27 protein-coding genes are annotated in these 24,550 nt (G+C 58.0%); 9 read left to right on the top strand and 18 right to left on the bottom strand.

What is annotated here, in order from left to right; all coding sequences use genetic code 11:
- Positions 1-85: 85 nt before the first annotated feature.
- The gene (gene hmgA, locus SHIM_RS02420) at positions 86-1,414 is read right to left on the bottom strand and encodes a homogentisate 1,2-dioxygenase (RefSeq protein ID WP_054001069.1); all 1,329 of its coding nucleotides are present in this window, start codon (positions 1,412-1,414) and stop codon (positions 86-88) included.
- 104 nt (positions 1,415-1,518) lie between these two features.
- Here hmgA and SHIM_RS02415 point away from each other — a divergent pair, with 104 nt between their 5' ends.
- The gene (locus tag SHIM_RS02415; protein ID WP_054001040.1) at positions 1,519-1,986 is read left to right on the top strand and encodes a MarR family winged helix-turn-helix transcriptional regulator; all 468 of its coding nucleotides are present in this window, start codon (positions 1,519-1,521) and stop codon (positions 1,984-1,986) included.
- A 167-nt stretch (positions 1,987-2,153) separates the two neighbouring features.
- A complete protein-coding gene (locus tag SHIM_RS02410) occupies positions 2,154-2,435 on the top strand; it encodes a VPEID-CTERM sorting domain-containing protein (RefSeq protein WP_054001039.1) in 282 nt (93 codons plus the stop codon).
- A 4-nt stretch (positions 2,436-2,439) separates the two neighbouring features.
- On the opposite strand, the gene xrtE is transcribed toward SHIM_RS02410, so the two are convergent.
- From xrtE to SHIM_RS02395, 3 genes are all read right to left on the bottom strand, one after another.
- Positions 2,440-3,990 carry an exosortase E/protease, VPEID-CTERM system gene (xrtE, locus tag SHIM_RS02405; RefSeq protein WP_206541356.1) on the bottom strand — a complete coding sequence of 517 codons (1,551 nt, stop codon included), beginning with the start codon at positions 3,988-3,990 and terminating at the stop codon, positions 2,440-2,442.
- 36 nt (positions 3,991-4,026) lie between these two features.
- A complete protein-coding gene (locus SHIM_RS02400) occupies positions 4,027-4,836 on the bottom strand; it encodes a division plane positioning ATPase MipZ (RefSeq protein ID WP_054001037.1) in 810 nt (269 codons plus the stop codon).
- Between the two features lie 111 nt (positions 4,837-4,947).
- Entirely contained in the window at positions 4,948-5,502 is a 555-nt protein-coding gene (locus tag SHIM_RS02395) for a pseudouridine synthase (protein ID WP_054001036.1), read from the bottom strand.
- Positions 5,503-5,588: 86 nt separating this feature from the next.
- Between SHIM_RS02395 and SHIM_RS02390 the strand changes: the two genes are divergently transcribed.
- From SHIM_RS02390 to SHIM_RS02365, 6 genes are all read left to right on the top strand, one after another.
- Positions 5,589-6,731: a trans-sulfuration enzyme family protein gene (locus SHIM_RS02390; RefSeq protein ID WP_054001035.1), complete on the top strand. Its 1,143-nt coding sequence runs from the start codon at positions 5,589-5,591 to the stop codon at positions 6,729-6,731.
- A gap of 176 nt (positions 6,732-6,907) precedes the next feature.
- Positions 6,908-7,390: a hypothetical protein gene (locus SHIM_RS02385; RefSeq protein ID WP_054001034.1), complete on the top strand. Its 483-nt coding sequence runs from the start codon at positions 6,908-6,910 to the stop codon at positions 7,388-7,390.
- 88 nt (positions 7,391-7,478) lie between these two features.
- The gene (locus SHIM_RS02380) at positions 7,479-7,904 is read left to right on the top strand and encodes a VOC family protein (RefSeq protein ID WP_054001033.1); all 426 of its coding nucleotides are present in this window, start codon (positions 7,479-7,481) and stop codon (positions 7,902-7,904) included.
- Between the two features lie 56 nt (positions 7,905-7,960).
- On the top strand, positions 7,961-9,178 hold the full coding sequence (locus tag SHIM_RS02375) for an MFS transporter (protein ID WP_054001032.1): 1,218 nt from the start codon (positions 7,961-7,963) through the stop codon (positions 9,176-9,178).
- 242 nt (positions 9,179-9,420) lie between these two features.
- Complete coding sequence (locus SHIM_RS02370) at positions 9,421-12,210, top strand: bifunctional aconitate hydratase 2/2-methylisocitrate dehydratase (protein WP_054001031.1); 2,790 nt, start codon at positions 9,421-9,423, stop codon at positions 12,208-12,210.
- Positions 12,211-12,357: 147 nt separating this feature from the next.
- Complete coding sequence (locus SHIM_RS02365) at positions 12,358-12,912, top strand: NYN domain-containing protein (protein WP_054001030.1); 555 nt, start codon at positions 12,358-12,360, stop codon at positions 12,910-12,912.
- A gap of 6 nt (positions 12,913-12,918) precedes the next feature.
- Here SHIM_RS02365 and SHIM_RS02360 read toward each other — a convergent pair whose 3' ends face one another.
- The 3 genes from SHIM_RS02360 to rplS all read right to left on the bottom strand — a co-directional run bounded on the left by SHIM_RS02360 (position 12,919) and on the right by rplS (position 15,180).
- Complete coding sequence (locus SHIM_RS02360) at positions 12,919-14,427, bottom strand: calcium-binding protein (RefSeq protein ID WP_152926407.1); 1,509 nt, start codon at positions 14,425-14,427, stop codon at positions 12,919-12,921.
- A 145-nt stretch (positions 14,428-14,572) separates the two neighbouring features.
- On the bottom strand, positions 14,573-14,794 hold the full coding sequence (gene rpmE / locus SHIM_RS02355; RefSeq protein WP_054001028.1) for a 50S ribosomal protein L31: 222 nt from the start codon (positions 14,792-14,794) through the stop codon (positions 14,573-14,575).
- Between the two features lie 11 nt (positions 14,795-14,805).
- Positions 14,806-15,180, bottom strand: a complete 375-nt coding sequence (rplS, locus tag SHIM_RS02350) for a 50S ribosomal protein L19 (protein ID WP_054001027.1) — start codon at positions 15,178-15,180, stop codon at positions 14,806-14,808.
- Between the two features lie 403 nt (positions 15,181-15,583).
- On the opposite strand from rplS, the gene SHIM_RS02345 reads away from it, so the two are divergent.
- Positions 15,584-16,399, top strand: a complete 816-nt coding sequence (locus tag SHIM_RS02345; RefSeq protein ID WP_054001068.1) for a glycoside hydrolase family 25 protein — start codon at positions 15,584-15,586, stop codon at positions 16,397-16,399.
- A gap of 321 nt (positions 16,400-16,720) precedes the next feature.
- Here the strand turns inward: SHIM_RS02345 and trmD are convergent, their stop codons facing one another.
- From trmD to ffh, 11 genes are all read right to left on the bottom strand, one after another.
- Positions 16,721-17,527 carry a tRNA (guanosine(37)-N1)-methyltransferase TrmD gene (gene trmD / locus SHIM_RS02340; RefSeq protein ID WP_054001026.1) on the bottom strand — a complete coding sequence of 269 codons (807 nt, stop codon included), beginning with the start codon at positions 17,525-17,527 and terminating at the stop codon, positions 16,721-16,723.
- The gene (locus tag SHIM_RS02335) at positions 17,520-18,356 is read right to left on the bottom strand and encodes a hypothetical protein (RefSeq protein ID WP_152926405.1); all 837 of its coding nucleotides are present in this window, start codon (positions 18,354-18,356) and stop codon (positions 17,520-17,522) included. The genes trmD and SHIM_RS02335 overlap by 8 nt, the downstream gene beginning before the upstream one ends.
- Positions 18,346-19,143, bottom strand: a complete 798-nt coding sequence (locus SHIM_RS02330; protein WP_054001024.1) for a hypothetical protein — start codon at positions 19,141-19,143, stop codon at positions 18,346-18,348. Before SHIM_RS02330 ends, SHIM_RS02335 begins: the two co-directional genes overlap by 11 nt.
- A gap of 54 nt (positions 19,144-19,197) precedes the next feature.
- Positions 19,198-19,713, bottom strand: coding sequence for a ribosome maturation factor RimM (gene rimM / locus SHIM_RS02325; protein WP_054001023.1), 516 nt, complete (start codon positions 19,711-19,713; stop codon positions 19,198-19,200).
- A 121-nt stretch (positions 19,714-19,834) separates the two neighbouring features.
- Positions 19,835-20,464, bottom strand: a complete 630-nt coding sequence (bluB, locus tag SHIM_RS02320) for a 5,6-dimethylbenzimidazole synthase (protein WP_054001022.1) — start codon at positions 20,462-20,464, stop codon at positions 19,835-19,837.
- A gap of 17 nt (positions 20,465-20,481) precedes the next feature.
- Positions 20,482-20,871 (bottom strand): 30S ribosomal protein S16, encoded by a 390-nt coding sequence (gene rpsP, locus SHIM_RS02315; RefSeq protein WP_054001021.1) that lies wholly within the window; start codon positions 20,869-20,871, stop codon positions 20,482-20,484.
- A 102-nt stretch (positions 20,872-20,973) separates the two neighbouring features.
- Positions 20,974-21,270, bottom strand: coding sequence for a chorismate mutase (locus tag SHIM_RS02310; protein WP_054001020.1), 297 nt, complete (start codon positions 21,268-21,270; stop codon positions 20,974-20,976).
- On the bottom strand, positions 21,263-21,868 hold the full coding sequence (locus tag SHIM_RS02305; RefSeq protein ID WP_054001019.1) for a GNAT family N-acetyltransferase: 606 nt from the start codon (positions 21,866-21,868) through the stop codon (positions 21,263-21,265). The genes SHIM_RS02310 and SHIM_RS02305 overlap by 8 nt, the downstream gene beginning before the upstream one ends.
- Complete coding sequence (locus tag SHIM_RS02300) at positions 21,868-22,386, bottom strand: GNAT family N-acetyltransferase (RefSeq protein ID WP_054001018.1); 519 nt, start codon at positions 22,384-22,386, stop codon at positions 21,868-21,870. Before SHIM_RS02300 ends, SHIM_RS02305 begins: the two co-directional genes overlap by 1 nt.
- Positions 22,383-23,000, bottom strand: a complete 618-nt coding sequence (locus SHIM_RS02295) for a GNAT family N-acetyltransferase (protein ID WP_082358240.1) — start codon at positions 22,998-23,000, stop codon at positions 22,383-22,385. Before SHIM_RS02295 ends, SHIM_RS02300 begins: the two co-directional genes overlap by 4 nt.
- Positions 23,001-24,524 carry a signal recognition particle protein gene (gene ffh / locus SHIM_RS02290; protein WP_054001017.1) on the bottom strand — a complete coding sequence of 508 codons (1,524 nt, stop codon included), beginning with the start codon at positions 24,522-24,524 and terminating at the stop codon, positions 23,001-23,003.
- Positions 24,525-24,550: the final 26 nt, after the last annotated feature.

Below are 24,550 nucleotides of genomic sequence, written 5' to 3'. Positions count from 1 at the left end.
TGGTGCAGGGCGTCCCCTGCGTCTTTCTGACTAAAATTCCCTACGGGAGCCGCGCGTAAGGCACGGGGCTCCTGTCGGTGTGAGTTTACTTCTTCCCGGGTTTGCCGTCGAATTTCTTCTCCAGATCGCTCCAGCAATCGATGTAGTCATCCTGCATCGGGGCTTGGCGACCGGCGAAGTCGGTCAGGTGCTGCGGGAAGCGTGTTTCGATCATGAACGACATGGTGTTGTCGAGCTTCTCGGCCTCCAGCTTGGCCTCGGACGCGCCTTCAAAGGCGTTCTTGTCGGGTCCGTGCGGGATCATCATGTTGTGCAGGCTCATCCCGCCGGGGACGAAGCCCTGCGGCTTGGCGTCATACTGGCCATAAATGTTGCCCATCAGTTCGGACATGATGTTCTTGTGATACCATGGGGGACGGAAGGTATCCTCGGCCACCATCCAGCGCTCGCGGAACAAAACAAAGTCGATGTTGGCCGTGCCGGGCTGGCCTGACGGCGCGGTGAGTACGGTGAAAATCGAGGGATCGGGGTGGTCAAACAGAATCGCGCCAACCGGACAGTACGTGCGCAGATCGTATTTAACCGGCGCATAGTTGCCGTGCCACGCCACCACATCCAGCGGGCTTTGATCAATGTTGGTGCGGTGGAACTGTCCGCACCATTTTACGGTCACGGTTGAGGGCACTTCGCGGTCTTCAAAGGCGGCAACTGGCGCTTTGAAATCGCGCGGGTTGGCCATGCAGTTGGCCCCGATCGGGCCACGGCCCGGCAGTTCGAATTTCTGGCCGTAGTTTTCGCATACAAACCCACGGGCTGGCCCTTCGAGAACTTCGACGCGATACAGCAGGCCGCGCGGGATGATGGCGATTTCTTTGGGTTCAAGGTCGATGATGCCCAATTCGGTTGAGAATCGCAGCACACCCTCTTGCGGTATCACCAACAGTTCGGAATCGGCGGAGAAGAAGTAATCATCCTCCATTGTGGTGTTCACCAGATAGACATGAGAGGCCATGCCAACTTGGGTGTTCACATCACCCGCAGTGGTCATGGTGCGCATGCCGGTGATCCATGTCAGCGCCTCTTCGGTATGGGGCATCGGGTCCCAACGGTATTGGCCAAGTGAGGTCACATCAGGGTCCACACAGGGGGCGGACTTCCACGCCGGCACATCGATTTTTTCATAACGGTGGCTGTGTTTTACCGACGGGCGAATGCGGTAACACCACGTGCGTTCCACAGATTCGGCGGTGAAGGCCGTGCCGGACAACTGCTCACCATAAAGGCCGTAGTTGCACTTCTGCGGGCTGTTCATGCCTTGGGGCAAAGCACCGGGCAGGGCCTCGGTTTCATAGTCGTTGCCAAAGCCCGGCATAAAGCCTTCGTGCGGGCCGGGAATGGACGGGGCCATTTGCATGCGGGTCGGGAGGGTGTGCTTGGTCACGTTTTGTCTCCATCTCGAATTTGGTTGCACTGGTAATGGTTGTTTTTGTAACTAACAAGCAGGAGGCGCGCTGATTCATGACCGAGACTGCCAAAATCGAAGGGTTCGACCTGCTTAGGTTTCTGCCCTATCTGCTAAATCAGGCAGCGGAAGAATCCAGCCTGACGTTTCAGAAAATCTATAAGGATCGCTACGGGTTGTTGCGCACCGAATGGCGTGTGCTGTTTCATCTGGGCATGTTTGGCGAGATGACCGCCACGGATATTGGCACACGCGGCAAGATTCATAAGACAAAAGTGAGCCGCGCCGTCTATCGACTTGGGCAACGTCGGTATCTGAAACGGATGCCAAGCGAGACCGATCGACGGGTCGAATGGCTGGTTTTGACGCCTGCGGGCGAGGCTGTTTATCGGGATCTGCGAGACACTGCTGAACGGTATGAAACGGCCCTCCTTGAGGGGTTCACAGCCGACGAAGTTGCGCAACTGAAGCGTGTTTTGCGCCGGTTGGGTGGGACACCTGATTCGGGCAATTCGCCCAAATAGCAGGCGACTGTCGGGCGATTGACCAACAGTTTGCGTTCGGTGGGATCATTGTTTTCGGGTCGGAGACAATCCTGCGCGTTTAAGGCGAAATTGTGGCGTTTCACTTGCCTGTTCCGGTTGGTGTGTGGCATTTTGGGTCAAAGTTTAGGTTATTTCGAGAGGGCGACATGGGTTTGAAAACGACAACCAATCTGGCGTTGATGTCTGTAAGCGCGACACTGATGACGGCGACATCGGCCTTGGCTCAGGACAGTGGCGGTTGGCGCAGCAACTGGTGGTGGCGTTGGTTTGGCGGCAACACGGGCAGCTCAACCGGTGGCTCGACAAGTGGGTCCTCCAACGCTGTGCCCGAGATTGACGCAGGTGCCGGCCTTTTGGCAATGGCGGCTGTTTTGGCCACATTGGTGTTGGTTTGGGAACTGCGCCGCCGCCGCAACAAGGCGGATTGATCGTTTAGATCAGCGCCCAATTGGCGGTGATCAACGCATAGACTGCAATCACAGCGTTCGCGGCCCCATGGGCCGCGATTGCGTTTGTAAGCCCCGGTTTTCGCAACGCAAGCAAACCAAAGACCACGCCCGCAAGCATGCCTGCGAGATAGCGTTCGTGTAGCAGTCCAAACAACAGGTTCGGCAGCAAAAGCGCCAAAACCACCCAGATCAGCCCGCCGCGCATCAGGCGTCGCTGAAGATAGCCCCGGAAAAACAACTCTTCGATCACTGGCACCAAAGCGATGGTGCCCAGTAGACGAAAGGCAATCCATGCCGTCGAAGGCGCGGTTGCCTGTGGTTGGGTCACTGGCGCAGTGATCAGCCAGAGCGCGCCGACCGCGATGCCTGCAAGTACGGCGAGCGCTTCGGGGCGTTGCACAAGGCGGACAAGGGCGGGGCGAAAGTAAAGTAGCACACACAGCATCGCAACGGCGCGAAACGGGTAGGCGTCCGACGGGGTGGGCCAGAAAGCGGATGCTACGACGCCAGTGATCATCATCACGATAAACGGCACAATCAGGGCTGCTAAGCCTTCTTCAGCCAGTCTTGGCAGGTCGTTACGGTCACGGGGCGTGCGGTGCAGCCAGGCCCATTGGTGAGCCACGGCGACAACACCAAGGGCGAGGGCTGTGAACATCAGCCAGCCTGCGTAGGAATGAAACCCGTTGAGCGCTTGTTCCGCAGACACTTCGGCGCCAATCACGATCAGGATCGCGATGCGCAAAATGTTAAAGAACCAACTGCACAGCACTGCCAGCGGAAAAAGCGCGAGCCAGAAGCGGCGCATGCGCAGGTCGGCCTTCATCAACATCGCATAAAGCCCCATGAAGATGGTGATCAGCGCAATGCCTTCGACACCGGAGCATTGGCTGGCGATCTGCACGAAAAAATCATCATAGCCGATCACATAACTTGCAGGATCTACACCGACGTCTACGCCCATGGCCGACAGCACCAGAAACACCAGAAAGAAGGTCAGACTCGACAGATCCGCGATGTTCCACAAGGGGCGCATCAGATCCGCCAGATCGGGCACGATGACGGCGCCAAGCAGGGCCACGGGCAGGAAATAGCTTTGGGATTGCAGCCAGCGCCACCATTGGCGCGCAGGTGTAATCCAAAGCAGCGCGCCCAGTGCGGCGAGCGTGCCGCCAGCGGTCATCATCAAGAGTGTTGGCAGAAACCGGTGCGAAATCTCAGTGGCCCCAAAAAGCGGCAAGGGCAGAAAGATCAGCGCCAACCCAAAACCATGCAACGTCAGCCAAATGTGCGGGCCGGGGGCGGATTGGGTTGCCTCGCGCAACGCTAGATAGGCGCGGGGGCGCAGCCAGAAAAAAAGCGCCAGAACCGTTATCACCGCGAGACCTCGGGCGGTCATTGACCGAAGCGCGCGACAAGCGGCCTCGATCTCGGTCTGACGGCATTCGATGGAGGCTATGACCTGATAGGTGATAATCACGGCCAGAAGCTCTGCCACTGCGATGCCTGCCATGATCGTCAGGCGGTTCCGCATTGGTTTTATGGCCGTTGGCACACTCATCTGATCGGGTCAGAAGTCGGGCGTAACGCCGGGAAGGTTTAGCGCTTTGATCAGTTCGCGCAATTCCTGACGGGCGGCGACGTTAGAAATGTTGAGCTGTTTGACCCCGATGTCGCGCAAATCCAGAAGGGTAATGCCGCGCGGGAAGAGTTCGCGGAAAATGACACGCTCGTTAAAGCCCGGCGCCACACGAAAGCCGATACGCTTGGCAAGTTTGTCCAGCGCCTTGCCCATTTTCTCTTTGTTGACCATTTGCTGCGCGCCCATACGGTTGCGCATGACGATCCAGTCGATTGGCTGCAACCCGGCCTGTGCGCGCAACTGCCGCGCGCTCCAGACCATTTCAGAGTACACAGACGGGCCGGTGATTGTGTCGGCGTCGCCGTCGATGTGGGCCAGAAGGTCAAAGTCGACAAAGCTGTCGTTCAACGGTGTCACCAGCGTGTCCGCCAGCGAGTGCGCGACTTGCGAGAGGCGGGTGTGCGAACCCGGGCAATCAATCAGAATGAAGTCGCTGTCAGGTTCCAGCGTTGCAACCGCTGCTGACAGGCGCAGATCATAGATGTTTTCGCCGGGCTTCAGCGTTGCAGGGTCGATTTCCGGCAGATCGTGATAGTCCGGAGTGGGCAAGTCGAGGCTATGCTCTTTGGCATATTTCAGGCGGTTTTCGACGTAGCGGCCAAAGCTTTTCTGGCGCAAGTCCAGATCAAGCGCGCCAACCTTGTGGCCCATCCGCGTAAGAGCGGTGGCGATGTGCATCGACAGCGTGGATTTGCCCGCGCCGCCCTTTTCGTTGCCGACCACAATGATATGCGCCATGCCCGTTGCCCCTGATTTGTTATATGCGCCCACTTACGGCGGTCATTCTTTGCTGTCCACTATATATGTGGTGTTTATCCACAGGAAAAGTGGGCAGTTATTGATAATTTTTTAAGGCAGAATGTCTCGCCAGTCACCTGTGGCCAAGTCGCTGAGTGACCAGTCGCCGATGCGTGCACGGATCAGACGCAGCGTGGGGTGGCCCACGGCAGCGGTCATGCGGCGCACTTGACGGTTGCGGCCTTCGCGGATTGTCAGCGCAATCCAGCAATCTGGAACTGATTTTCGCACGCGGATCGGCGGAGTTCGTGGCCAGAGATTGGCGGGCTCATCAATACGTTTTACGTCGGCAGGTTTTGTCAGCCCGTCCTTGAGCGTCACGCCTTTGCGTAACGCGGCGAGTGTTGCGTCATCCGGTTGGCCCTCGATCTGGACCCAATAAGTTTTGGCCATCTTGTGTCGCGGATCGGCGATGCGGGCCTGCAGTTTGCCGTCATCCGTCAGCACCATCAGCCCCTCGCTGTCACGGTCCAGACGGCCGGCAGGATAGACTTTGGGCACGTCGATGAAGTCCGACAGCGTGCGGCGTGTGCTGCCCTCAAGGCCTTTGTCGGTGAATTGCGACAGCACATCGAACGGTTTGTTAAAGAGGATCACGCGGGTCATGAGCCGTTCCTACACGGGGGCGTGTTGGGGTTGCAAGTTCGCTTTGGCTGGGATCATCTGTGCCGCAAGAGCGTGAGGGAAAGACGATGGATATCAAGGATATGCGGCCGGAGACCTTGTTGGCGCAGGCCGGCGGGGCGATTGATGCACAAAGCGGCGGTGTGGTTCCACCGATCCAGCCAGCCACGACGTTTGTGCGGGACAAAAACTATAAACCGTTGAATTCGGACAATGTTTATGCGCGGCCGCACAACGATGTGGTGCGCCAAGCAGAGGGCGTTCTGGCCCAGTTGGAAGGTGGTGCGGCGGGGTTGCTTTTCCCGTCAGGCATGGCCGCGATTGCGGCGCTGTTTCGTACGGTTCCGACGGGTGCACGTGTGATTATCCAGTCCGGCATTTATTGGAACACAACCAAATGGGTGCGCGATTTTTGTGAGCGTCGTCAGATAGATGTGGACGAAGTGGACGCAAGCGATGCGGCGGCGTTGGCGGATGTGTGTGCCAAAGGGCCTGCGAATATCGTTTGGGTGGAGACCCCAAGCAATCCGTGGCTCAAGATCACGGATGTTGCGGCGGCCAAAAAGGCGGCCGGGAGTTGTGGAGCGCTGTTGGCGGTGGACAGCACGGCGGCCTCGCCGGTTCTGACCAACCCGTTGAAATTGGGTGCAGATATCGTGATGCATTCCACCACCAAAGTGATCAATGGGCACTCGGATGTGCTGGGTGGTGTGTTGATCACCAAAGAGATCACGCCGGTCTGGGAAGAGATTGAAACCGATCGTGCCAGCGCGGGCGCTGTGATGGGGCCGTTTGAGGCGTGGCTGTTGTTGCGCGGTATGCGCACGATGGCGTTGCGAGTTGAGCGGATGGTGGATAACGCTATGAAAATAGCGGATTATCTGGCGGATCACCCGAAGGTGGACAGTGTGCTTTATCCCGGTCTTGAAGGCCATGCGGGACATGATCTGGCCAAAGCGCAAATGCCGGGCGGGTACGGATTTTTGATGTCTTTCCTAGTGAAGGGGGATCGCGAGACGGCTTTGCAAGTGGCTGGAAAGATGAAGCTTTTCCATCGGGCGACGTCATTGGGCGGCGTGGAAAGCCTTGTGGAGCATCGCTATACGATCGAGCCGCACACGGGCATTCCGGAGACGCTTTTGCGGATTTCTGTGGGGGCGGAACATGCAGATGATCTGATTGCGGATTTGGGGCAGGCCTTGGGGCAATAAGGGGTGTCTGTTTCGCGTCGGTATCGCGTCTGTATCGCGTAGGTGCGGAATGAGGGTGGTCTGGCGTTAGCCGCACGGCCGTCCCTTGGAGGTTTCACTCATTCATTGTTAATGCGTTTCGACAATTCTGGGCGTCGCAATTTTTACGCAACTTACTTCAGCGACGGAACAGAACATTGAATAAGCGTGTCGGCAACCCAGCATTGATTACCCCGGCCTATGAGGATCGCGGGTTGTACAAAAAACCTCCGACGGAATTGGTTGTCGAGCTGATACCGAAATTCGGGAAGAACTCGCGCAAAGACGTCATCATCAAAGGCATGGTGCAGAATGGGGTCGAGGTTGATGTCATTTTCGCCGGTCGCAGAAAGAAACAAGTTGACGAACTGGTGAAGTTGCTGGGCCGCAAATGGGACCAGGCGAACGACGCTGCCCATGAGGGAATGAAAAAACCGAAACGCAAAGATGTGCGCGTTCCAACCCGGATACAGGGATCATGGCGCACGCGCATCGTGGAAGACGACGAAGAGTGGTACGCGCGGCAATACCAGCTTATGGTCGCGCGCTGGGCCTTTATGTCGGAAAGCGGCGAGTTCCGAAGCTTTGGTGAACCGCCGTTTACCGACGTGAGCAGCCTGAAAGGCTCGGCCAAATCCTGAATAGACGGCTTTGGCCCGGAGAGTGGCTTGATCTGAGGCAATGTTGTTGGCTCTATGAGGTCAGCAATACACAAGCTCGGAGCCGCCTATGAAACTCGAATTTCACCACATCAATTTTGTGTCCCACGATGTGGATGGGCTGCATGATTTTTATACCAAGGTTTTGGGGCTTGCGGACGTACCGCAGGAGGACTTCCCGCGCACCGAGGCCGCAGATGGCAAAGGATTTGACGGCAAAATCCGCTTTGCCACCGATGGCGACATGCAGATGCATCTGGCGGAGCGTCGCTTGGATGTGGCGTTTGTGAACGGGCAGGTGATCAATCCGGTGGATCGTGGGCATATCGCGTTTCGCACGGATGATATCGCAGCGTTTCTGCAGGTGCTGCGGGACAACAACGTGCCGTTTTCGGACTATGGCACGGCCTTTGCCAAAGAATGGCATCAGGTGTTTTTTCAAGATCCTGAGGGCAATGTGGTTGAAGTGCATCAGCAGGTGGGCGGTGCAGGTTGATATGCCATGTCGTTCTGGAGCTATACAGACGCTCCACTCCCGCCTAGCGTGGCCCCATGACGGATCACCCCATTCTCGACAGCCGCTATAGCTGGACACGCCTCGCTATCACTTTGTTGATTGCGGTCTTTGCCAACGTGGGCATGTGGGCGGTCATTGTTGTAATGCCGTCGATACAGGCCGAGTTTGGCATCGATCGGGCCGGGGCAAGCGTGCCTTATGTGCTGACCATGATTGGGTTTGCGGTGGGCAATTTTGCAATTGGCCGCGCGGTGGACCGGTTCGGGGTCAGCAAGTCGCTGATTGGCGCGGCGGTGTTGAGCGCGATGAGTTACGCGCTGGCCGCAGTGAGCCCGTCGGTGGGGATCCTGTCGTTGGTGCATTTCTTTTTGGGGTTTGGAACGGCCGTCGGGTTTGGGCCTCTGATTGCGGACATATCGCTGTGGTTTCAAAGGCGACGCGGGATTGCGGTGGCGATTGTGGCGAGCGGGAATTACCTGTCCGGCGCCATCTGGCCCATGCTGCTGAGTGGCGTGCAAGCCGATTACGGCTGGCGCGGGGTGTTTGTGGCATTGGCGGTGATCACAGTGGTCGCGATTGTGCCTTTGGCGTTGTTGTTGCGTCCGCGGGTGCCGATGGAGGCCTTGGCGGCACAACAAAGGGCGGCAGATGCCAAACAAGGTGGAGCGCCGTTCAAACCAGTGGTTCTGATGTGGGTGTTGGGCATTGCGGGCGTGGGCTGTTGCGTCGCGATGTCGATGCCGCAGGTACACATCGTGAGTTTCTGCGTGGATTTGGGCTTTGGCCCGGCGGTGGGTGCCGAGATGCTGGCCCTGATGTTGTTGGGCGGCGTGGTGTCGCGGTTGATTTCGGGGTTGGTCGCGGATCAGCTGGGCGGATTGATCACATTGTTGATCGGGTCGGTTTTGCAATGCATGGCGCTGTTCTTGTTTCTGCCGTTTGATGGTTTGGTGCCGCTTTATCTGGTCAGTGCCGCCTTTGGTCTGGCGCAGGGCGGGATCGTTCCGGCCTATGCGCTTGTGGTGCGAGAATACATGCCTGCCAATGAGGCGGGCAGCCGCGTGGGATTTGTCATGATGGCGACGATCATGGGCATGGCGCTGGGCGGGTGGATGTCTGGTTGGATTTACGACGTGAGCGGCAGCTATGGGTTGGCGTTCATCAACGGCATCGTTTGGAATGCGCTTAACATCGCCATCTTGGTGTTGATCCTGTTGCGGGTACGCGGTGGACCAAAGCCGGTTGCGGCATAACGCGGCAGGATTTTGCCTGCGCCCAAGAAGCATTTGGGGCCGAGCGGAATTTATGGCAAAAGGACCGCAGGCGGCGCCGGTGCCAACAGTTTGAGACATCCGAACCCTTTGCAACATGGTGGAACGGCTTGCAACTCGCACCTGTTTGGTATACAGCCGCATACAAATAGCCACCGAGCCTTAAAAATAAGCTTGAGACTCGGCGTTCATGCACCCGCCAACTCCAAATCGCTAGGATCACCATGAGCTTGTATACCGACTACCTCACCGAGATCGAAACCCGCAAAGCCGAGGGCCTGAGCCCCAAGCCGATTGACGGCGGCCCCCTTGTGGCCGAGCTGATCGACCTGATCAAAGACACCGGAAATGAGCTGCGCGAAGGCGCGCTCGACTTCTTCATTTACAACACGCTGCCCGGCACCACGAGCGCGGCGGGCGTAAAGGCGAAGTTCCTGAAAGAGATCATTCTGGGTGAGGCTGTTGTGGCCGAGATCACAGCCGATTTTGCCTTTGAAATGCTATCGCACATGAAGGGTGGTCCTTCGGTTGACGTGCTGATTGATTTGGCGCTGGGTGATGATGCAGCAATTGCTTCGCAAGCTGCGGACGTGCTGAAGACACAGGTGTTCCTGTATGATGCTGACATGACCCGTTTGGGGGATGCGCTGGCTGCGGGCAACGCTGTCGCCAAGGGTCTGTTGGAGAGCTACGCCAAAGCCGAGTTCTTTACCGAGCTGCCGGACATGTCCGAAGAAATCGAAATCGTGACCTATGTGGCGGGCGAAGGCGACATTTCCACCGACCTTCTGTCGCCCGGTGCCGAAGCGCACAGCCGTGCGGACCGCGAATTGCACGGCAAGTGCATGATCACGGAAGCGGCGCAAAAGCACATCAACGAGCTGAAGCTGCAGCACCCTGGCAAACAGGTGATGCTGATTGCGGAAAAAGGCACCATGGGTGTCGGGTCTTCGCGGATGTCGGGTGTGAACAACGTCGCGCTTTGGACTGGTAAACAGGCCAGCCCCTATGTGCCGTTTGTGAACTATGCGCCCATCGTGGCAGGCACCAACGGCATCTCGCCGATCTTTTTGACCACAGTGGGCGTGACCGGCGGTATCGGTCTGGACCTGAAGAACTGGGTCAAGAAAACCGACGAAGATGGCAACGCGATCCTGAACAACGACGGCAACCCGATCCTTGAGCAGACATACTCTGTCGAGACCGGCACCGTTCTGAAGATCAACACCAAAGACAAAAAGCTCTACTCGGAAGAGGGTGATGAGCTGGTCGATGTGTCCTCGTCCTTTACCCCGCAAAAAGCCGAGTTCATGAAGGCGGGCGGGTCCTACGCGATTGTCTTCGGCAAGAAGCTGCAGACATTTGCCGCAGAGGCGCTGGGCGTTGAGCCAACACCGGTTTTCGCACCGTCCAAAGAAATCAGCCACGAGGGTCAGGGTCTGACCGCTGTGGAGAAGATCTTTAACAAAAACGCTGTGGGCACCACACCGGGCAAGACATTGCACGCCGGGTCCGACGTACGTGTTCAGGTCAACATCGTAGGCTCGCAAGACACCACCGGCCTGATGACCATGCAGGAACTCGAAGCGATGGCGGCCACCGTTGTGTCGCCAATCGTTGACGGCGCGTATCAGTCGGGCTGTCACACAGCGTCTGTGTGGGATACCAAAGCGCAAGCCAACACACCGCGTCTGATGCAGTTCATGAACGACTTTGGTCTGGTCACTGGTCGTGACCCCAAAGGCGAATACCACGCGATGACCGACGTCATCCACAAAGTGCTGAACGACATCACCGTGGACGATTGGGCCGTGATCATCGGTGGCGACAGCCACACCCGTATGTCCAAAGGCGTCGCCTTTGGTGCGGACAGTGGCACGGTGGCACTGGCACTGGCGACAGGTGAGGCGTCGATGCCGATCCCGGAGTCGGTCAAAGTGACCTTCAAAGGCAAAATGGCCGAGCACATGGATTTCCGCGACGTGGTGCACGCCACACAGTTGCAGATGCTCGCACAGCATGGCGACAACGTGTTCCAAGGCCGCGTGATCGAAGTACACATCGGCACATTGCTGGCGGACCAAGCGTTCACCTTTACGGACTGGACTGCGGAAATGAAGGCCAAAGCGTCGGTCTGTATTTCCAACGACGAGACACTTGTTGGCTCGCTTGAGCTGGCGAAATCGCGCATCCAGATTATGATCGACAAAGGCATGGAGCATGAAAATGGCATGCTGCAAAACCTGATCGACATCGCGGATGCCCGCATCGCCGAGATCAAATCCGGTGCCAAGCCTGCGCTGACACCTGATGACAACGCCAAATACTTTGCCGAAGTTGTTGTGGATCTGGACGAAATCGTCGAGCCAATGATTGCCGACCCTGACGTGAACAACGCCGATGTGTCCAAGCGCTATACCCATGACACCATCCGTCCGATCAGCTTCTACAAAGCTGAGAAGAAGGTGGATCTTGGCTTTGTTGGTTCGTGCATGGTGCACAAGGGCGACATCAAGATCGTGGCGCAGATGCTGAAGAACATCGAAGCTGCCAACGGCAAGGTCGAGTTCAAGGCACCGCTGGTTGTGGCCGCGCCGACCTATAACATCATCGACGAGATGAAGGCTGAGGGTGACTGGGAAATCCTGCAGAAGTATTCCGGCTTTGAGTTCGACGATCTGTTCCCGAAAGAGCATGCGCGCAAAGAGTATGAGAACATTCTCTATCTCGAGCGTCCGGGCTGTAACCTGTGCATGGGCAACCAAGAGAAAGCCGCCAAAGGCGACACCGTTCTGGCGACGTCGACACGCTTGTTCCAAGGCCGTGTTGTGGGCGATAGCGCGACCAAGAAAGGTGAGAGCCTGTTGGGCTCGACCCCGCTGGTGGTGCTGGCAGCTGTGTTGGGCCGCACGCCCACATTGGAAGAGTACAAAACTGCGGTGGAAGGCATTGACCTGACCAAATTTGCTCCGCCTTTGGCTGCGCCGACGACCACCAAGTCCGCGCACTTCTGATCTGGGGATCGCTTAAAAAATTGGCCGGCATCGCTTGAGAGAGCGGTGCCGGTTTTTTTGTGGATTTTACACGCTTTATGGTTGTGGCTGCTCGGTTAGTTGGTCACCTTCCTGATAAGGATTTTGATTACCAAGAAGACTTGAAATATGTCCGACTTTTTTGCGCGGCCCGAGGCCGGGTTTTTGATTGCTGTATTGCTCGTATTTTTGCTGATGATGTTTCTGTTGTCGCGGCTTTTGCGGTTCCTTTTGTACCGAGATCGACGGCGTCAACCTGAGGCTCAGCCGGAACCGGCGAAGACCCGAAGCACGGTGATCGTCGATGGCTCAAACGTGATGTATTGGAAGGGCGGCGCGCCGAATTTGGACACGTTGATCGAGGTTTTGGACAGCCTCAGGTCAAAGAACCTGAAACTGGGTGTGATGTTTGACGCCAATGCGGGATATCTTGTCTCGGAGAGTTACATGCATGACAGCGCGTTTGCGACGCGACTTGGCCTGTCAGCGGAAAACGTTTTGGTGGTGCCCAAAGGCACGCCGGCGGACAAGACTATTTTGCTGGCGGCACGTGATATGGACGCGCGGGTGGTGACAAATGACCAGTTCCGCGATTGGGCGGAGGAGTATCCCGAAGTGGAAAAGGAGGGGTTCCTGATCAAGGGGGGATATCGGAAGGGGACGCTTTGGTTGGAGCTTTCGTAAACGGGGTTAGAAGATGAAGTCATCCCACGATAGGTCAGCCAGATTTACATCGAGAAGGGTCGCAAGTGGGGTGCTTCCGGATGCTGCGATACCACCCGAGGTCACATAGATTTCTACGGCGTCCCCAGACTGAACGATAGATAAGGCTAGGATGCCTGAAGCCGTGTCATCGAAACAGTTGATCCGTATGGTTTCCAGTCCGTTCATGGTGACAGAGAATATACCGCTGTCCGCCGCCAAGCTGGAAAAGTCCAGCGTGTCTTCACTCATGGTGAAATCAGTGATTGTGTCGGACGCGTTTAGGGTCACAAATACAAATTGATCTTCGTCGCGCCCGCCAGTCAGTTCATTTTCTCCGGTGCCGCCGACCAAAATGTCGTTGCCCGAACCTCCTATCACTGTGTCGTTGCCGCCGCCTGCCAGTATGAGATCCTCGCCCGCCCAAGACTCAATTCGGTTGTCGACGCCATTACCGATAATGGTGTCATCGCCCGAACGAGTGATCACGTTTTCGATGTCAATGAAAGTGCGCGTGTTGCCGTGCGGTGTTGAATAAGTATTGGTTAGGTCGACAAAATGGTCACTTGAATAAGACGTGCGATAGGTGTCTATGCCATCGCCGCCGTTGATGGTGTCGTCGTCGTCGCTGAAATTGTCACTGCCCATAATGACGTCGTCACCGTCACCGGCGACAAGCAAGTCGTTGCCGGAACCGCCAACGAGCGTGTCGGATTGATTTCCACCAAGAAGGGTGTCGTCGCCCACTCCGCCCGTCAACGCGTTGGAGACGTTCTCGTACCCGGTGATGTGGTTGTTAGCCGAAGACCCGATCACCTCTTCAAAGTTCAGGATCCGGTGGGTGGTGCCATAGAGGTCGGTGAATGTGCCCGCTTCCAAATCAATCGTGAAGGTGGGGGCGGGCGAAAGAGGGGTAGGGGGTGGTACGTACCAAGAGACGGAAAAGATGTCGTATCCGTGGCCGCCGTTGATGGTGATGGGAACGCTGGTTCCAAGGGCGGAATGTTCAAAAGAAAAGGTACCGTCATTGTTGCCCAGTACGAAACTATTTGCATTGGCGTAATCGCCCGAGTGTACGGTGGGGCGAGTGTCAACACAAATAACTGTTGTCACTGTGTCCAAAATCGCTTGATTGAAACCGCTGTAATCACCGGCTGCGAAAGCGGCGAGTTGGCTTTGAAAGTCCTGGGCACCCCAATTCAGGCCTGTGAGTTGACCGTCCAGAAAACCTACGCCAAAAGATCCTCCGCTCGGGTATCCGGGATAATAGAAATCGATAGAGGTGATTGTTCCGGATATCAATTCCCCATTGATCACAACGAGATCGTCGCCGTTCAGTTGCATGACGCCGTAAACGATAGGTGAAGAAGGAGAAAACCCAATTCTTACTTCACCATTCATTGTCTCAGTCACAAATGCAGTATTCCAACGGTCTGCAAAATGTTCTGAGAAGAGGTGTGCTAGGCCGTATTGTTCGTGCTGAAAATAAGTGGGCATTTATGGATTCTTCGTTCGGGAAATTCAGGTAATGCTACTACACTAATCACAATCTAAAGATGTGTCACTTTTTTTGGGTGGCACCCAACAAAAAACGCCGCCCCAAATAGGAGCGGCGTTTTGTCGAAACATCTGAAAGCGGTGCTTAGAAGCCCAGGCCTTCGTATTTCTTTTTGAACTTGGATACGCGGCCACCGGCATCCATCAAGCGGGTGTTGCCGCCGTTCCATGCAGGGTGCACGGAAGGGTCAACGTCGAGCGCCAGCTGGTCGCCTTCGGCGCCGTAAGTCGAGCGCATCTTCAGGATCGTACCGTCGGTCATTTTGACGTCGATGAAGTGGTAATCGGGGTGTGTGTCTTTTTTCATGATACCGCTCCTTACGCTTTTTTGGGCTTGTAGGTGGTGTCTTCTGAGATACGTGCGGATTTACCACGACGTGCGCGCAGATAGTACAGTTTGGCACGACGGACACGACCACGGCGAACAACAGTGATGCTGTCGATGTTGGTCGAGTGCAGCGGGAATACACGCTCCACGCCTTCGCCAAAAGAAATCTTGCGAATAGTGAACGAGCCGGCAATGCCTGCGCCGTTTTTACGGCTGATGCAAACACCTTCGTAGTTCTGCACACGAGTGCGCGAACCTTCGGTCACTTTAAAGCCTACGCGAACAGTGTCGCCGGCTTTGAAATCGGGGATGTCTTTCCCCAGGGCGGACACTTGTTCCGCCTCAAGCTGTGCGATCAGATTCATCTGACCTTCTCCTATTTTGCTTGCGGTTGTTCCGCAAAGGTTTGATGCACCTAAGAGCTCTCGGTCTTCTTCCGGGTCCGCAGATGCGCCCGCCAGAGATCAGGTCGTCTTTTCTTGTCGTTGTTTGCTGTGAGGTGCACCTGTTCCCGAAGAAAGCAACAGTTTTGCAATGCACAGCACGCCCGAACGACTCATGCGAGACGCGGACCTGCGCGTATGTAGGGGAAAGCGGGTCACAGTGCAAGCGGGATTGACTGTGCGGCAGGCGAGATGTGTGTCGGCCAAAAGATTGCGCGCCCTACGGTAAGTTTACTGTTCAGAAGCGCCGCAGACCAGCTAGGGTTTGATGTAGGTTTGACGCTTGATGTGCGGCGGATTTGGTATTTGGTTTGAGGTATTTCTGATGCGATTTTCATGGGCTTTTGTGGTGGTTTTGTTGGCTCTGGTGTCCTGTAGCCGCCCCCAGCCTGAACCAGTTACCGTCCAAGACCGACAGGCAGCGCAGCTTAAGGCCGAGGTGGCGCGGCTGGTCACAAGACCGAAGTTTGGTGATTTTGATCCCTATGACTGGGAAGGCCGCGGGCCGCGGGCCTATCCGATCCATGGCATCGATGTGTCGCGCTGGCAGGGTGAGATCGACTGGCGCGAGGCCCAGCGGGCTGGCGTCAGTTTCGCCTTTTTCAAAGCCACCGAGGGGGGTGATCTGGCGGATCCACGGTTTGATGATCACCGCCGGGGCGCGCAGGCGGCGGGGGTGCCTTGGGGCGCGTATCACTATTATTATTTCTGCCGCTCCGCCGAAGAGCAGGCGCGGTGGTTCATCCGCAACGTGCCGCGCGGCTCGGACTTGCCGCACGTTCTGGATATGGAGTGGACTCCGCGATCCAAAACCTGCACCAAACGGCCAAGCGGGGCAAAGGTGCGCTCGGAAGCGCGCAAGTTCCTGTCGATCCTGCAAAAACACTATGACCGGCGGCCGATTGTCTACACGACGGTGGATTTTTATCAGGACACGGGTATCGGACAGGTCGGGGGAACGGAATTTTGGCTGCGGTCTGTGGCCGGACACCCCAAGGATGTTTATCCCGGAAGCCGTTGGACGTTCTGGCAATACACGGGCACGGGCGAGGTGCCGGGGGTTGATGGCGAGGTCGACATCAACGTGTTCCGAGGCAGTCCAGAGGATTGGGTGCGCTGGCGGGACAGGATTGGCGGGTAGTTCAAATTTCTTTGGCGTGACCCCATACCATTGTACGCCGGACTATACTTTTGAGCGCCGGACTATACTTTCCCCTTCCGCCGCATGAATTCAGTTTGGCTAGGGTAGGGGAGTGACGCAGATTACTCTCACGACATGCGTCATGGCAAATGTGGCGACGACTTTGGTGTAAGCCGAGACTGTCGACCGCGACCGAAGGTGCCTCATGTGTCCCGGGCCCGTCCCTGTCCTGGACACCTTGGGAATGGTCTTGTGGAAGGACCAGCCTTCACAAACAGGGCGCCGTTCGACCCCCCTCGCCTAGAGAGAACGGTGCCCTGTCTACTTTTTGTTTTGATAAGCTTGCCACATGTCCGGACGCCGCTCGCGGGTGAGCGTTTCGGCCATGTCACGGCGCCATTTTTCGACGTTGCCATGGTGGCCTGACATCAGCACATCTGGGATGGCGCGGCCTTTCCATTCGGCGGGGCGGGTGTATTGCGGGTGTTCCAACAGGCCGGCGGAATGGCTTTCATCCACGGTGCTTTCTTCGTTGCCCAAGACATCCGGCAAGAGCCGCACTGTGGCGTCGATCATGGCTTGTGCCGCGATTTCGCCACCGGTCAGGACAAAGTCGCCAAGGCTGACTTCCATGATGTTGTAGTGATCCAGCACGCGCTGATCTACGCCTTCGAAGCGGCCACAGAGCAGGGTGACACCGTCAGCTTGCGACCAAGCCCGCGCCATTTGCTGATCAAAGCGGCGGCCGCGTGGCGATAGATAGACCAGCGGACGGTTGCCACGCGCGCCGGACATGGCGCTTTCGATGGCGTTGCCCAACACGTCGGGGCGCAGCACCATGCCTGCGCCGCCACCGGCAGGCGTGTCATCAACGTTGCGGTGCTTGGTGACGCCAAAATCACGCAGATTGGTGGTGTGCAGCTGCCACTTGCCATCCTTGAGCGCGCGGCCAGTGAGGCTTTCGCCTAGCACACCTGGAAAAGCGTCGGGAAACAGCGTGATGATATGCGCGGTCCAGACACCGGCAAGGCGTGGGTTGGGGTCCATAAGCTCGCGCGGTTTGAAAGACGCTGAGATGGATTTGCGCCCATGGGAGCGGGGTGTTCTGTCCTTTGGTTTGTCAGTCACCTGCCAAGGTCCTTTCGTGCGCGTCCATCAGGGCGCGTTTGGCCACGTTGCGGGCCTCCCTGTCGCTGATTTTGCGGTTGAGGTCCAGCAGTTCATCCAAAACGGGCTGCGGCAGACGGGTGTTTTCCGGCGGCAACGGCACCAACTTGTCGCGGGTTTTGGGCGGCACGCCGACGAGGTCCAGAAGCGGGCTGGCCAAGCCGAGCGGCAAAGCTTGCCAATGCTCCAGCGCCAGCGGGATCACGGGCACGGGGGCGATGGCCTCGGCTAACTCCTGCAACAGGGGACGGGTGTCAGCGGCAGGCCGGACGCGGGTCTTAAACTCCTCAAGGGACATGGTGATGCCCGAGGATTTCACATGCTCCCAAAAGGCGCTCTCCAACCATGGATCCGCCTGACGGGTGGTCATCACGATGCGGACGTCGGCCTGTTGGCCGGATTTTTCATAGCGGCGCTGTGCGGCGGTCACGATTTCACGCAGGTTGTCGATGGCAGGGCGATAGTCGGGCACGTCATCGCGGCCCGGCATGTGGCCGGCGAGTTCTTCGGCGGACAGGATCAGGCCGCGGTTTTTGTATGTCGGCTGCTCTGCCCAGTATTCATCGGCGCGCAGGGAGACTTTGGCCAGTGACAGCGGGTCGCGCCATGTGGAGTAACCGCGCGTGGCATGCACCAGTGGGCGGACCTTCCATTTGAGCTGAATGTTGCAGTGCGGTTTGAGCAAAGCGCGGTTTTCACGCAGGGTGCGTTGCAGCGTCGTGGTGCCGGTTTTGTGGAAACCGGCGTGGATGATCAGGGGACGGGTCTTGTCCGCCATGTCAGATGTCACCGGTGAGCCAAATTCGGCGGGCTTCAAATTTCGCCTTGGAGACGTCTTCGTTGCTGAGGTCGGAGCGGTTGGCCTCGAGCATGGCGTCCAGAAGTTCTTGGGGCATGGACACGTTTGCCGGCGGCAATACCTCCAGCCCACGGCGCGCGCGTCCGGGCATGTCCAGCGCATCCATCACCGAGGCGAGCGGGCCGATGGGGCGGGTGCTTGCTTCTTCGAGCGGTGTGCTGAGGACTTTGAAGGGTGCCACGCTGTCGCGCACTTGTTCTACAATGGCGTCAAGCTTGGCGCTGTCGGCAAATGTCGTGCAATAGTCCTCAAAGCTGAGTGTCATGCGCACGGCACGCAGGTGTTGCGCGTAGCAACTGCGCATCCAGTCCTCGGCTGCACGGGTTGAGAAATAGAAGGTCAGGTCTGCACCATCGCCAAACGCCGCTTGGGTCGTGTCGGCGATGGCTTTCATCAGGTGGGGCGCCGCGTCATAGCGGGTCAGATTGCGGCGACCGGGCATGTGGCCGGAGAGGTCTTCGGAACTGAGAACAAGTGGACGGGAGTCGTCGGTGTCGATCTCTTCAAAGACCGCCGCGATTTCGGAGGCGAACTCGGTGAGATCAGCGGGGTGTCGGCTGGCGGAATAGGCGCGGGCGGCCTCGCACGCGCCGATCATGCCGGGACGTGTGATAAACCTGATGTGGCGTTCCAGCCGCGGGCGGTTGTGGACCAGCATTTTCTGAACGCTGGTCGTGCCGGTCTTGTGAAAGCCTGCGTGCACGAGGATGCGGATCATGGTGCGCTCCTGAGATGTGAATACGCGGCCTGAGTTACGGAGCTGTCGGGCATCTCAAAAGAGCCCCTCGGGTGGATCCGTGATGATGCGGCCCGCCAAAATGTCGACGGTGGGCACCGCAACGTGGGTGAAAGGCAAAAGGACCGTCGATTTGAGCGCGGCCCCCTGAATTTCCAGTAAATCGGTGGCGCCGTGGTTTTGGACCGATTTCACGGTGCCAAGCAGCGTGCCGCCGGTGTCGCGCACTTCGAGGCCGACGAGGTCAGTGTAGTAGTATTCGTCATCATCCGTGTCGGGAAGGCGGGCGCGGGGCACATAGAGTTTCACCCCTTTGAGGGCATCTGCCTGTTCTTTGGTAGAGATCCCCGAGAGGCGGGCCGAGAGGCCGTTTTTCACAACACCAAGAACGGTGACTTCGAATTCCATCGCGCCGTCGCCGGTGATGAGCGGGGCATAATCCGCGATGGCGTCGGCCTCGGCCGTGAAAGATTTCAAACGGACGTCACCGCGCACGCCATAGGCGCCGCCGATGGCGCCGACGCAGATCATGTCGGGATCACTGTTGGTCATGGGTTTGGGCCCTTTTTGGTCTTGTAGACTGTTTTGACGGATTGGCGGGAATGGCGCAAGGGAGAGGCGGCATTGGCGATGGTAGAAACCTTTGGGCCGGATGCAAATACGTGGGTCAGAGTTAGCGGGTTTGCATCTCAAGTTGTGCGTCACGGTCTTCCCATCCGACTTTGGCCAGTTCCGGTGTGTCGGAGGGCGCCTCGGGCCAGCCGACACAGAGATAAGCCACCAGAGACCAGTCAGGCGGTATGTCCAGATCGCGGTTGAGCTGGACGGGATCAAGGATCGAGACCCAACCGACACCCAGACCTTGTGCGCGGGCTGCCAGCCAGAATTGGGTGACCGCGCCAACCACCGAATAGCGGCGCATCTCGGGCATGGAGGAGGCGCCGAGGCCGGCGCCTTTGGGTGTGGCTTCATCGCAGTAGATTGCCAAATGCACAGGCGCTTCGCGCATGCCCGACAGTTTAAGGCGCGCATAAAGCGCGGCGCGGTCCCCGGAGTAGTCTGACAGCGCGGTGGCATTGGCAGATTGATAATTCTTGAGAGCGGCAGCACGGGCGGCGTCGGATTGGACGCGCACTAGGCGCCAAGGTTGGCTGAGCCCCACCGAAGGGGCCAGCAAAAACGTGTCGAGACACTCCGACAGGAGTGCCTCGTCCACTGGATCCGAGCGGAAGCGGCGCACATCGCGCCGCCACATCATGAGCCGTGTCAGGTCGTCCCGGAAATCTGGCGTAAACTCTGTCATTCCGGTGCGGGCCTAACTTATTCTTCTGCGGCTGCTTCTTCTGCAGGCGCGGCAGCGGCTTCGGCTGCGTCCGCAGCTTTGGCGGCTTTTTCTTCAGCGCGGTCTTGCGCTTTCTTGCCGGGCTCAGCTTTCTTAGGGTTGCTGCGCTCTACTTTGGCGATGGTGCCAGCCGCTTCGAGGAAGCGTGCAACACGATCGGTAGGCTGCGCGCCTTCGTCGAGCCAGTACTGAACGCGTTCCATGTCCAGTTTAACGCGCTCTTCGCTGTCTTTAGGCAGCAGCGGGTTGTATGTGCCGAGCTTTTCGATGAAGCGGCCGTCACGTGGCATGCGGCTGTCGGCTGCAACAACACGGTAGAAAGGGCGTTTCTTGGAACCGCCGCGGGCGAGACGAATTTTCATAGCCATGGGTTTATCTCCTTAGATGGCGTTTGCACCGGGGTGCGTTGGTGTGCACCAGTGCGGTGCGGGTTGGTGTCGAAGGACCGGTTTCAGTGGCCCAACGGTTTGTTATTCCTGATGCTTCTTATGGTGCTGAATGACTTCAGCGATGATGAAGTTCAGGAAATTCTTGGCGAATTCAGGGTCCAGATCGGCCTTTTTCGCAAGGTCTTCGAGACGTGCGATCTGGTTCGCTTCGCGATCCGGATCGGACGGGGGAAGGTCGTGAGTGGCTTTGAGTTTGCCAACAGCCTGTGTGTGTTTGAACCGCTCGCCCAGCGTATAGACGAGGATCGCATCGAGGCGGTCGATGCTGTCGCGGTGCTCAGCGAGCACGTCGGCGGCGCGGGTTACAGCGTCAGTCAAGAGCGTAGCCTTTCGGTTTGAACATCGGGTCGGCGTAGTGGCTGATTTCCATCTCGATGGCGTCGCCGATCTGCGTGGTGCGCAGGGCTTCGGGCGAGGGGTGCCGGTAAACCACGTCGTGGCCATCAACCGATGGCGCGGATTTGTCTTTTTGGGCGCCAAGACGTTCGGCGAGACGGATGGAATCCAGATTTTTCGGGTCGATGTAGGACACGGCCCCATCCCAGCCAAGATCGTCATAGAAATAACGGCGCACGGCGTGGGTGGCTTCGAGGGCATAGCCGTGGCCGGCTTTCTCCGGCCAGATGATCCATGCGATTTCACGTTCGGGCCATTGGGCGGGCATCCAGCCGCCGGCCATGCCCAGCGTTTCGTCGGTCGCCTTGTCGTGGATCATCCACATGCCGTAGCCGCGAATGTTCCAGTGGCCGATTTCGGCGGCATAGAGCATCCATGTTTCATAGGCATTGAGCGGACCGCCCATAAAGCGGGAGCGATAAGAGGCAAATGTGGCCTTGAAGTCCGGATAGTCCTCGGGCTCGGGGCCGCGCAGGATCAGGCGTTTGGTTTCCAGAACGGGGATGTTGCGCGTGGCCATCAGAGCACCTCCACTTGGGGGTGGCGGTAGGCATGACAGTCATAGCCATTGACCGTCTGCTCGCCCTCAAAGGTGGCATCCAGGCGTTTGGCCAGTGCGAGAGAACGTGTGTTTTCGGGCGCAATAAGGCTGATTAGGCGGTTGAGACCAAAGTGCTGTGCCGCGTAAGCACGTGCCGCCAGCGCCGCCTCATAGGCAACACCTTTGCCTTCAAAACCGTCAAATAGGGTCCAAGCCAGCTCTGGCTCGGGCCACTCGATGTGGTGAATGATACCAGACCAACCGGCCAGTTTGCCGGTGGCTTTCTCTTCGATGTGCCACAGGCCATAGCCGCGCAGCACCCAATGACCCGCGCCACGCATCATGCCGCGCCAGCATTCACCTTCGGTCATGGTGCCGCCGATGAATTTGGCGCGAGGTCCGGCAAAAAACGCCGCCATTTCCGGCAGGTCTTCGACGCGGTGGGCGCGCAGGATCAGGCGGTCTGTCTCTACGGTTGGGATGGTCACGGAGGTCATGCGTAGGCCTCCATTCCGCCGTTTACCAGATCCGCAGGCGCAGGGTGGCGCCAGACTTCGATGGTGCCGTAGTCGTCGTTCGGCTCATAGGTCTCTTCCATTACCGCGCCAAGGCGGCGGGCGACGGCTTTTGAGGCTTCATTGGCCACGGCGATCTGTGAAATGGCTGTGTCCCAACCAAGCACGTCATAGGCATGCGCGCGCGCCGCAGAGGCGGCTTCTGTTGCATAACCTTTACCGGTGGCGGACGGCATTAGGATCCAGCCGATTTCGCGCTCGCGCCAACCGTGCGGGTACCAGAGACCAACCCGACCTTGGTACGTGCCGGAGTCTTTGTCCTCAAGCGCCCAGAAGCCGAAGCCGCGCAGGGCCCAGTGGCCCATCATCATGGAAATATAGCGCCAAGTATCGTCTGCCGATTTGGGCCCGCCAACAAATTCGGAGCCCTTGGTTTGGTAGAATTCAATCTCCGTCGCGATATCGCTTTCGCGATGGGCGCGCAGAATCAGGCGTTCGGTTTCCAGAGTCGGCACGACCGCTGCCAGCTGAGCAGCCAAAGCTGCAGCTGGATCAGAGGCGGATGCCTCATGAGGATATGCCGATGTCTGTGTCATTTACTTCTTTTTGCCAAAACCGGACAGGCCCGGGGGGAGCCCCATGCCGCCGCCGAGACCAGGCAAGCCACCCGGCATGCCGCCTTTGCCGCCCATGGCTTTGGCCGCGGCTTCGAGCTGTTTGGGGTCCATCTGGGTCGGGTCCATGTTGGCCATGTCGGCGCCACCTTTGCCGCCCATGGCTTTCATCGCCTGCTTAAGCATGCCGCCTTTGCCCATTTTGCCCATCTTCTTCATCATGTCGCCCATCTGGCGCTGCATTTTCAGAAGCTTGTTGAGGTCAGACACATCCATGCCGGAGCCTTTGGCGATGCGCTTTTTGCGGCTGGCTTGCAGAAGTTGGGGATTGGCGCGTTCTTTTTTGGTCATCGACTGGATCATAGCGATCTGGCGGACGATCATTTTGTCGTCAAAGCCCGCGTCCTGCACACCTTTGGCCATTTTGGCCATGCCGGGCATCATGCCCATCATGCCTTCCATGCCGCCCATCTTTTGCATCTGCTCAAGCTGGGATTTCATGTCGTTCATGTTGAAGCGGCCTTTGATAAAGCGCTTCATCATGCGTTCGGCCTGTTCGGCCTCGATTGTTTCTTGAGCTTTCTCAACCAAGGCAACGATGTCGCCCATGCCAAGGATGCGGCCGGCGATGCGGTCGGGCTCAAACGTTTCGAGCGCGTCCATCTTTTCGCCAAGGCCGACGAATTTGATTGGCTTGCCGGTCACGGCGCGCATCGACAGCGCCGCACCGCCACGGCCGTCGCCGTCCATCCGGGTCAGGACCACGCCGGAGATGCCGATCTTGCCGTCGAACTCTTCGGCGACCTCAACCGCGACCTGACCAGTCAGACCATCGACCACCAGCAGGGTTTCACGCGGGTTGACCGCGTCGCGGACGTCTTCGACCTCTTTCATGAGGACTTCGTCGATCTGCAGGCGGCCGGCAGTGTCGAGCATGTAGACGTCGTAGCCGCCCAGCGTCGCTTGTTGTTTGGCGCGTTTGGCGATTTGGACGGCGGACTCGCCTGCCACGATGGGCAGCGTGTCGACGCCGATCTGGGTGCCGAGCACCTGCAGCTGTTGCATCGCGGCCGGGCGGTAGATGTCGAGAGAAGCCATCAGCACGCGTTTGCCATCGCGCTCGGACAGGCGTTTGGCGAGTTTACCGGTGGTGGTGGTTTTACCGGAGCCTTGCAGACCCACCATCAGGATCGGTGCGGGCGGGCTGTCGATTTTGAGCGCGCCAAGGTCGGCATCGCCGCCACCTGCCAGTACGCCTTGGAGCTCGTCGTGGACGATCTTGACGACTTGCTGACCTGGCGTGACAGATTTGGTTACCGACTGGCCTGTCGCCTTTTCTTGCACGGCTTTGACAAAGTCGCGGGCCACGGGCAGCGAGACGTCGGCCTCAAGCAGCGCGACGCGAACTTCGCGCAGGGCGGTTTTGACGTCATCCTCAGACAGGGCGCCTTGCTTGGTGAGGCGATCAAAGACGCCGGAAAGGCGTTCGCTTAGATTTTCAAACATCGCTTTGCGGCTCCTTAGCACCGTTT

The organism is Shimia sp. SK013 (genome assembly GCF_001292625.1).
Lineage (GTDB): Bacteria > Pseudomonadota > Alphaproteobacteria > Rhodobacterales > Rhodobacteraceae > Shimia.
The sequence above is the reverse complement of the archived record's forward strand: the minus strand, read 5'-3'. Positions and strand labels throughout refer to the sequence as shown.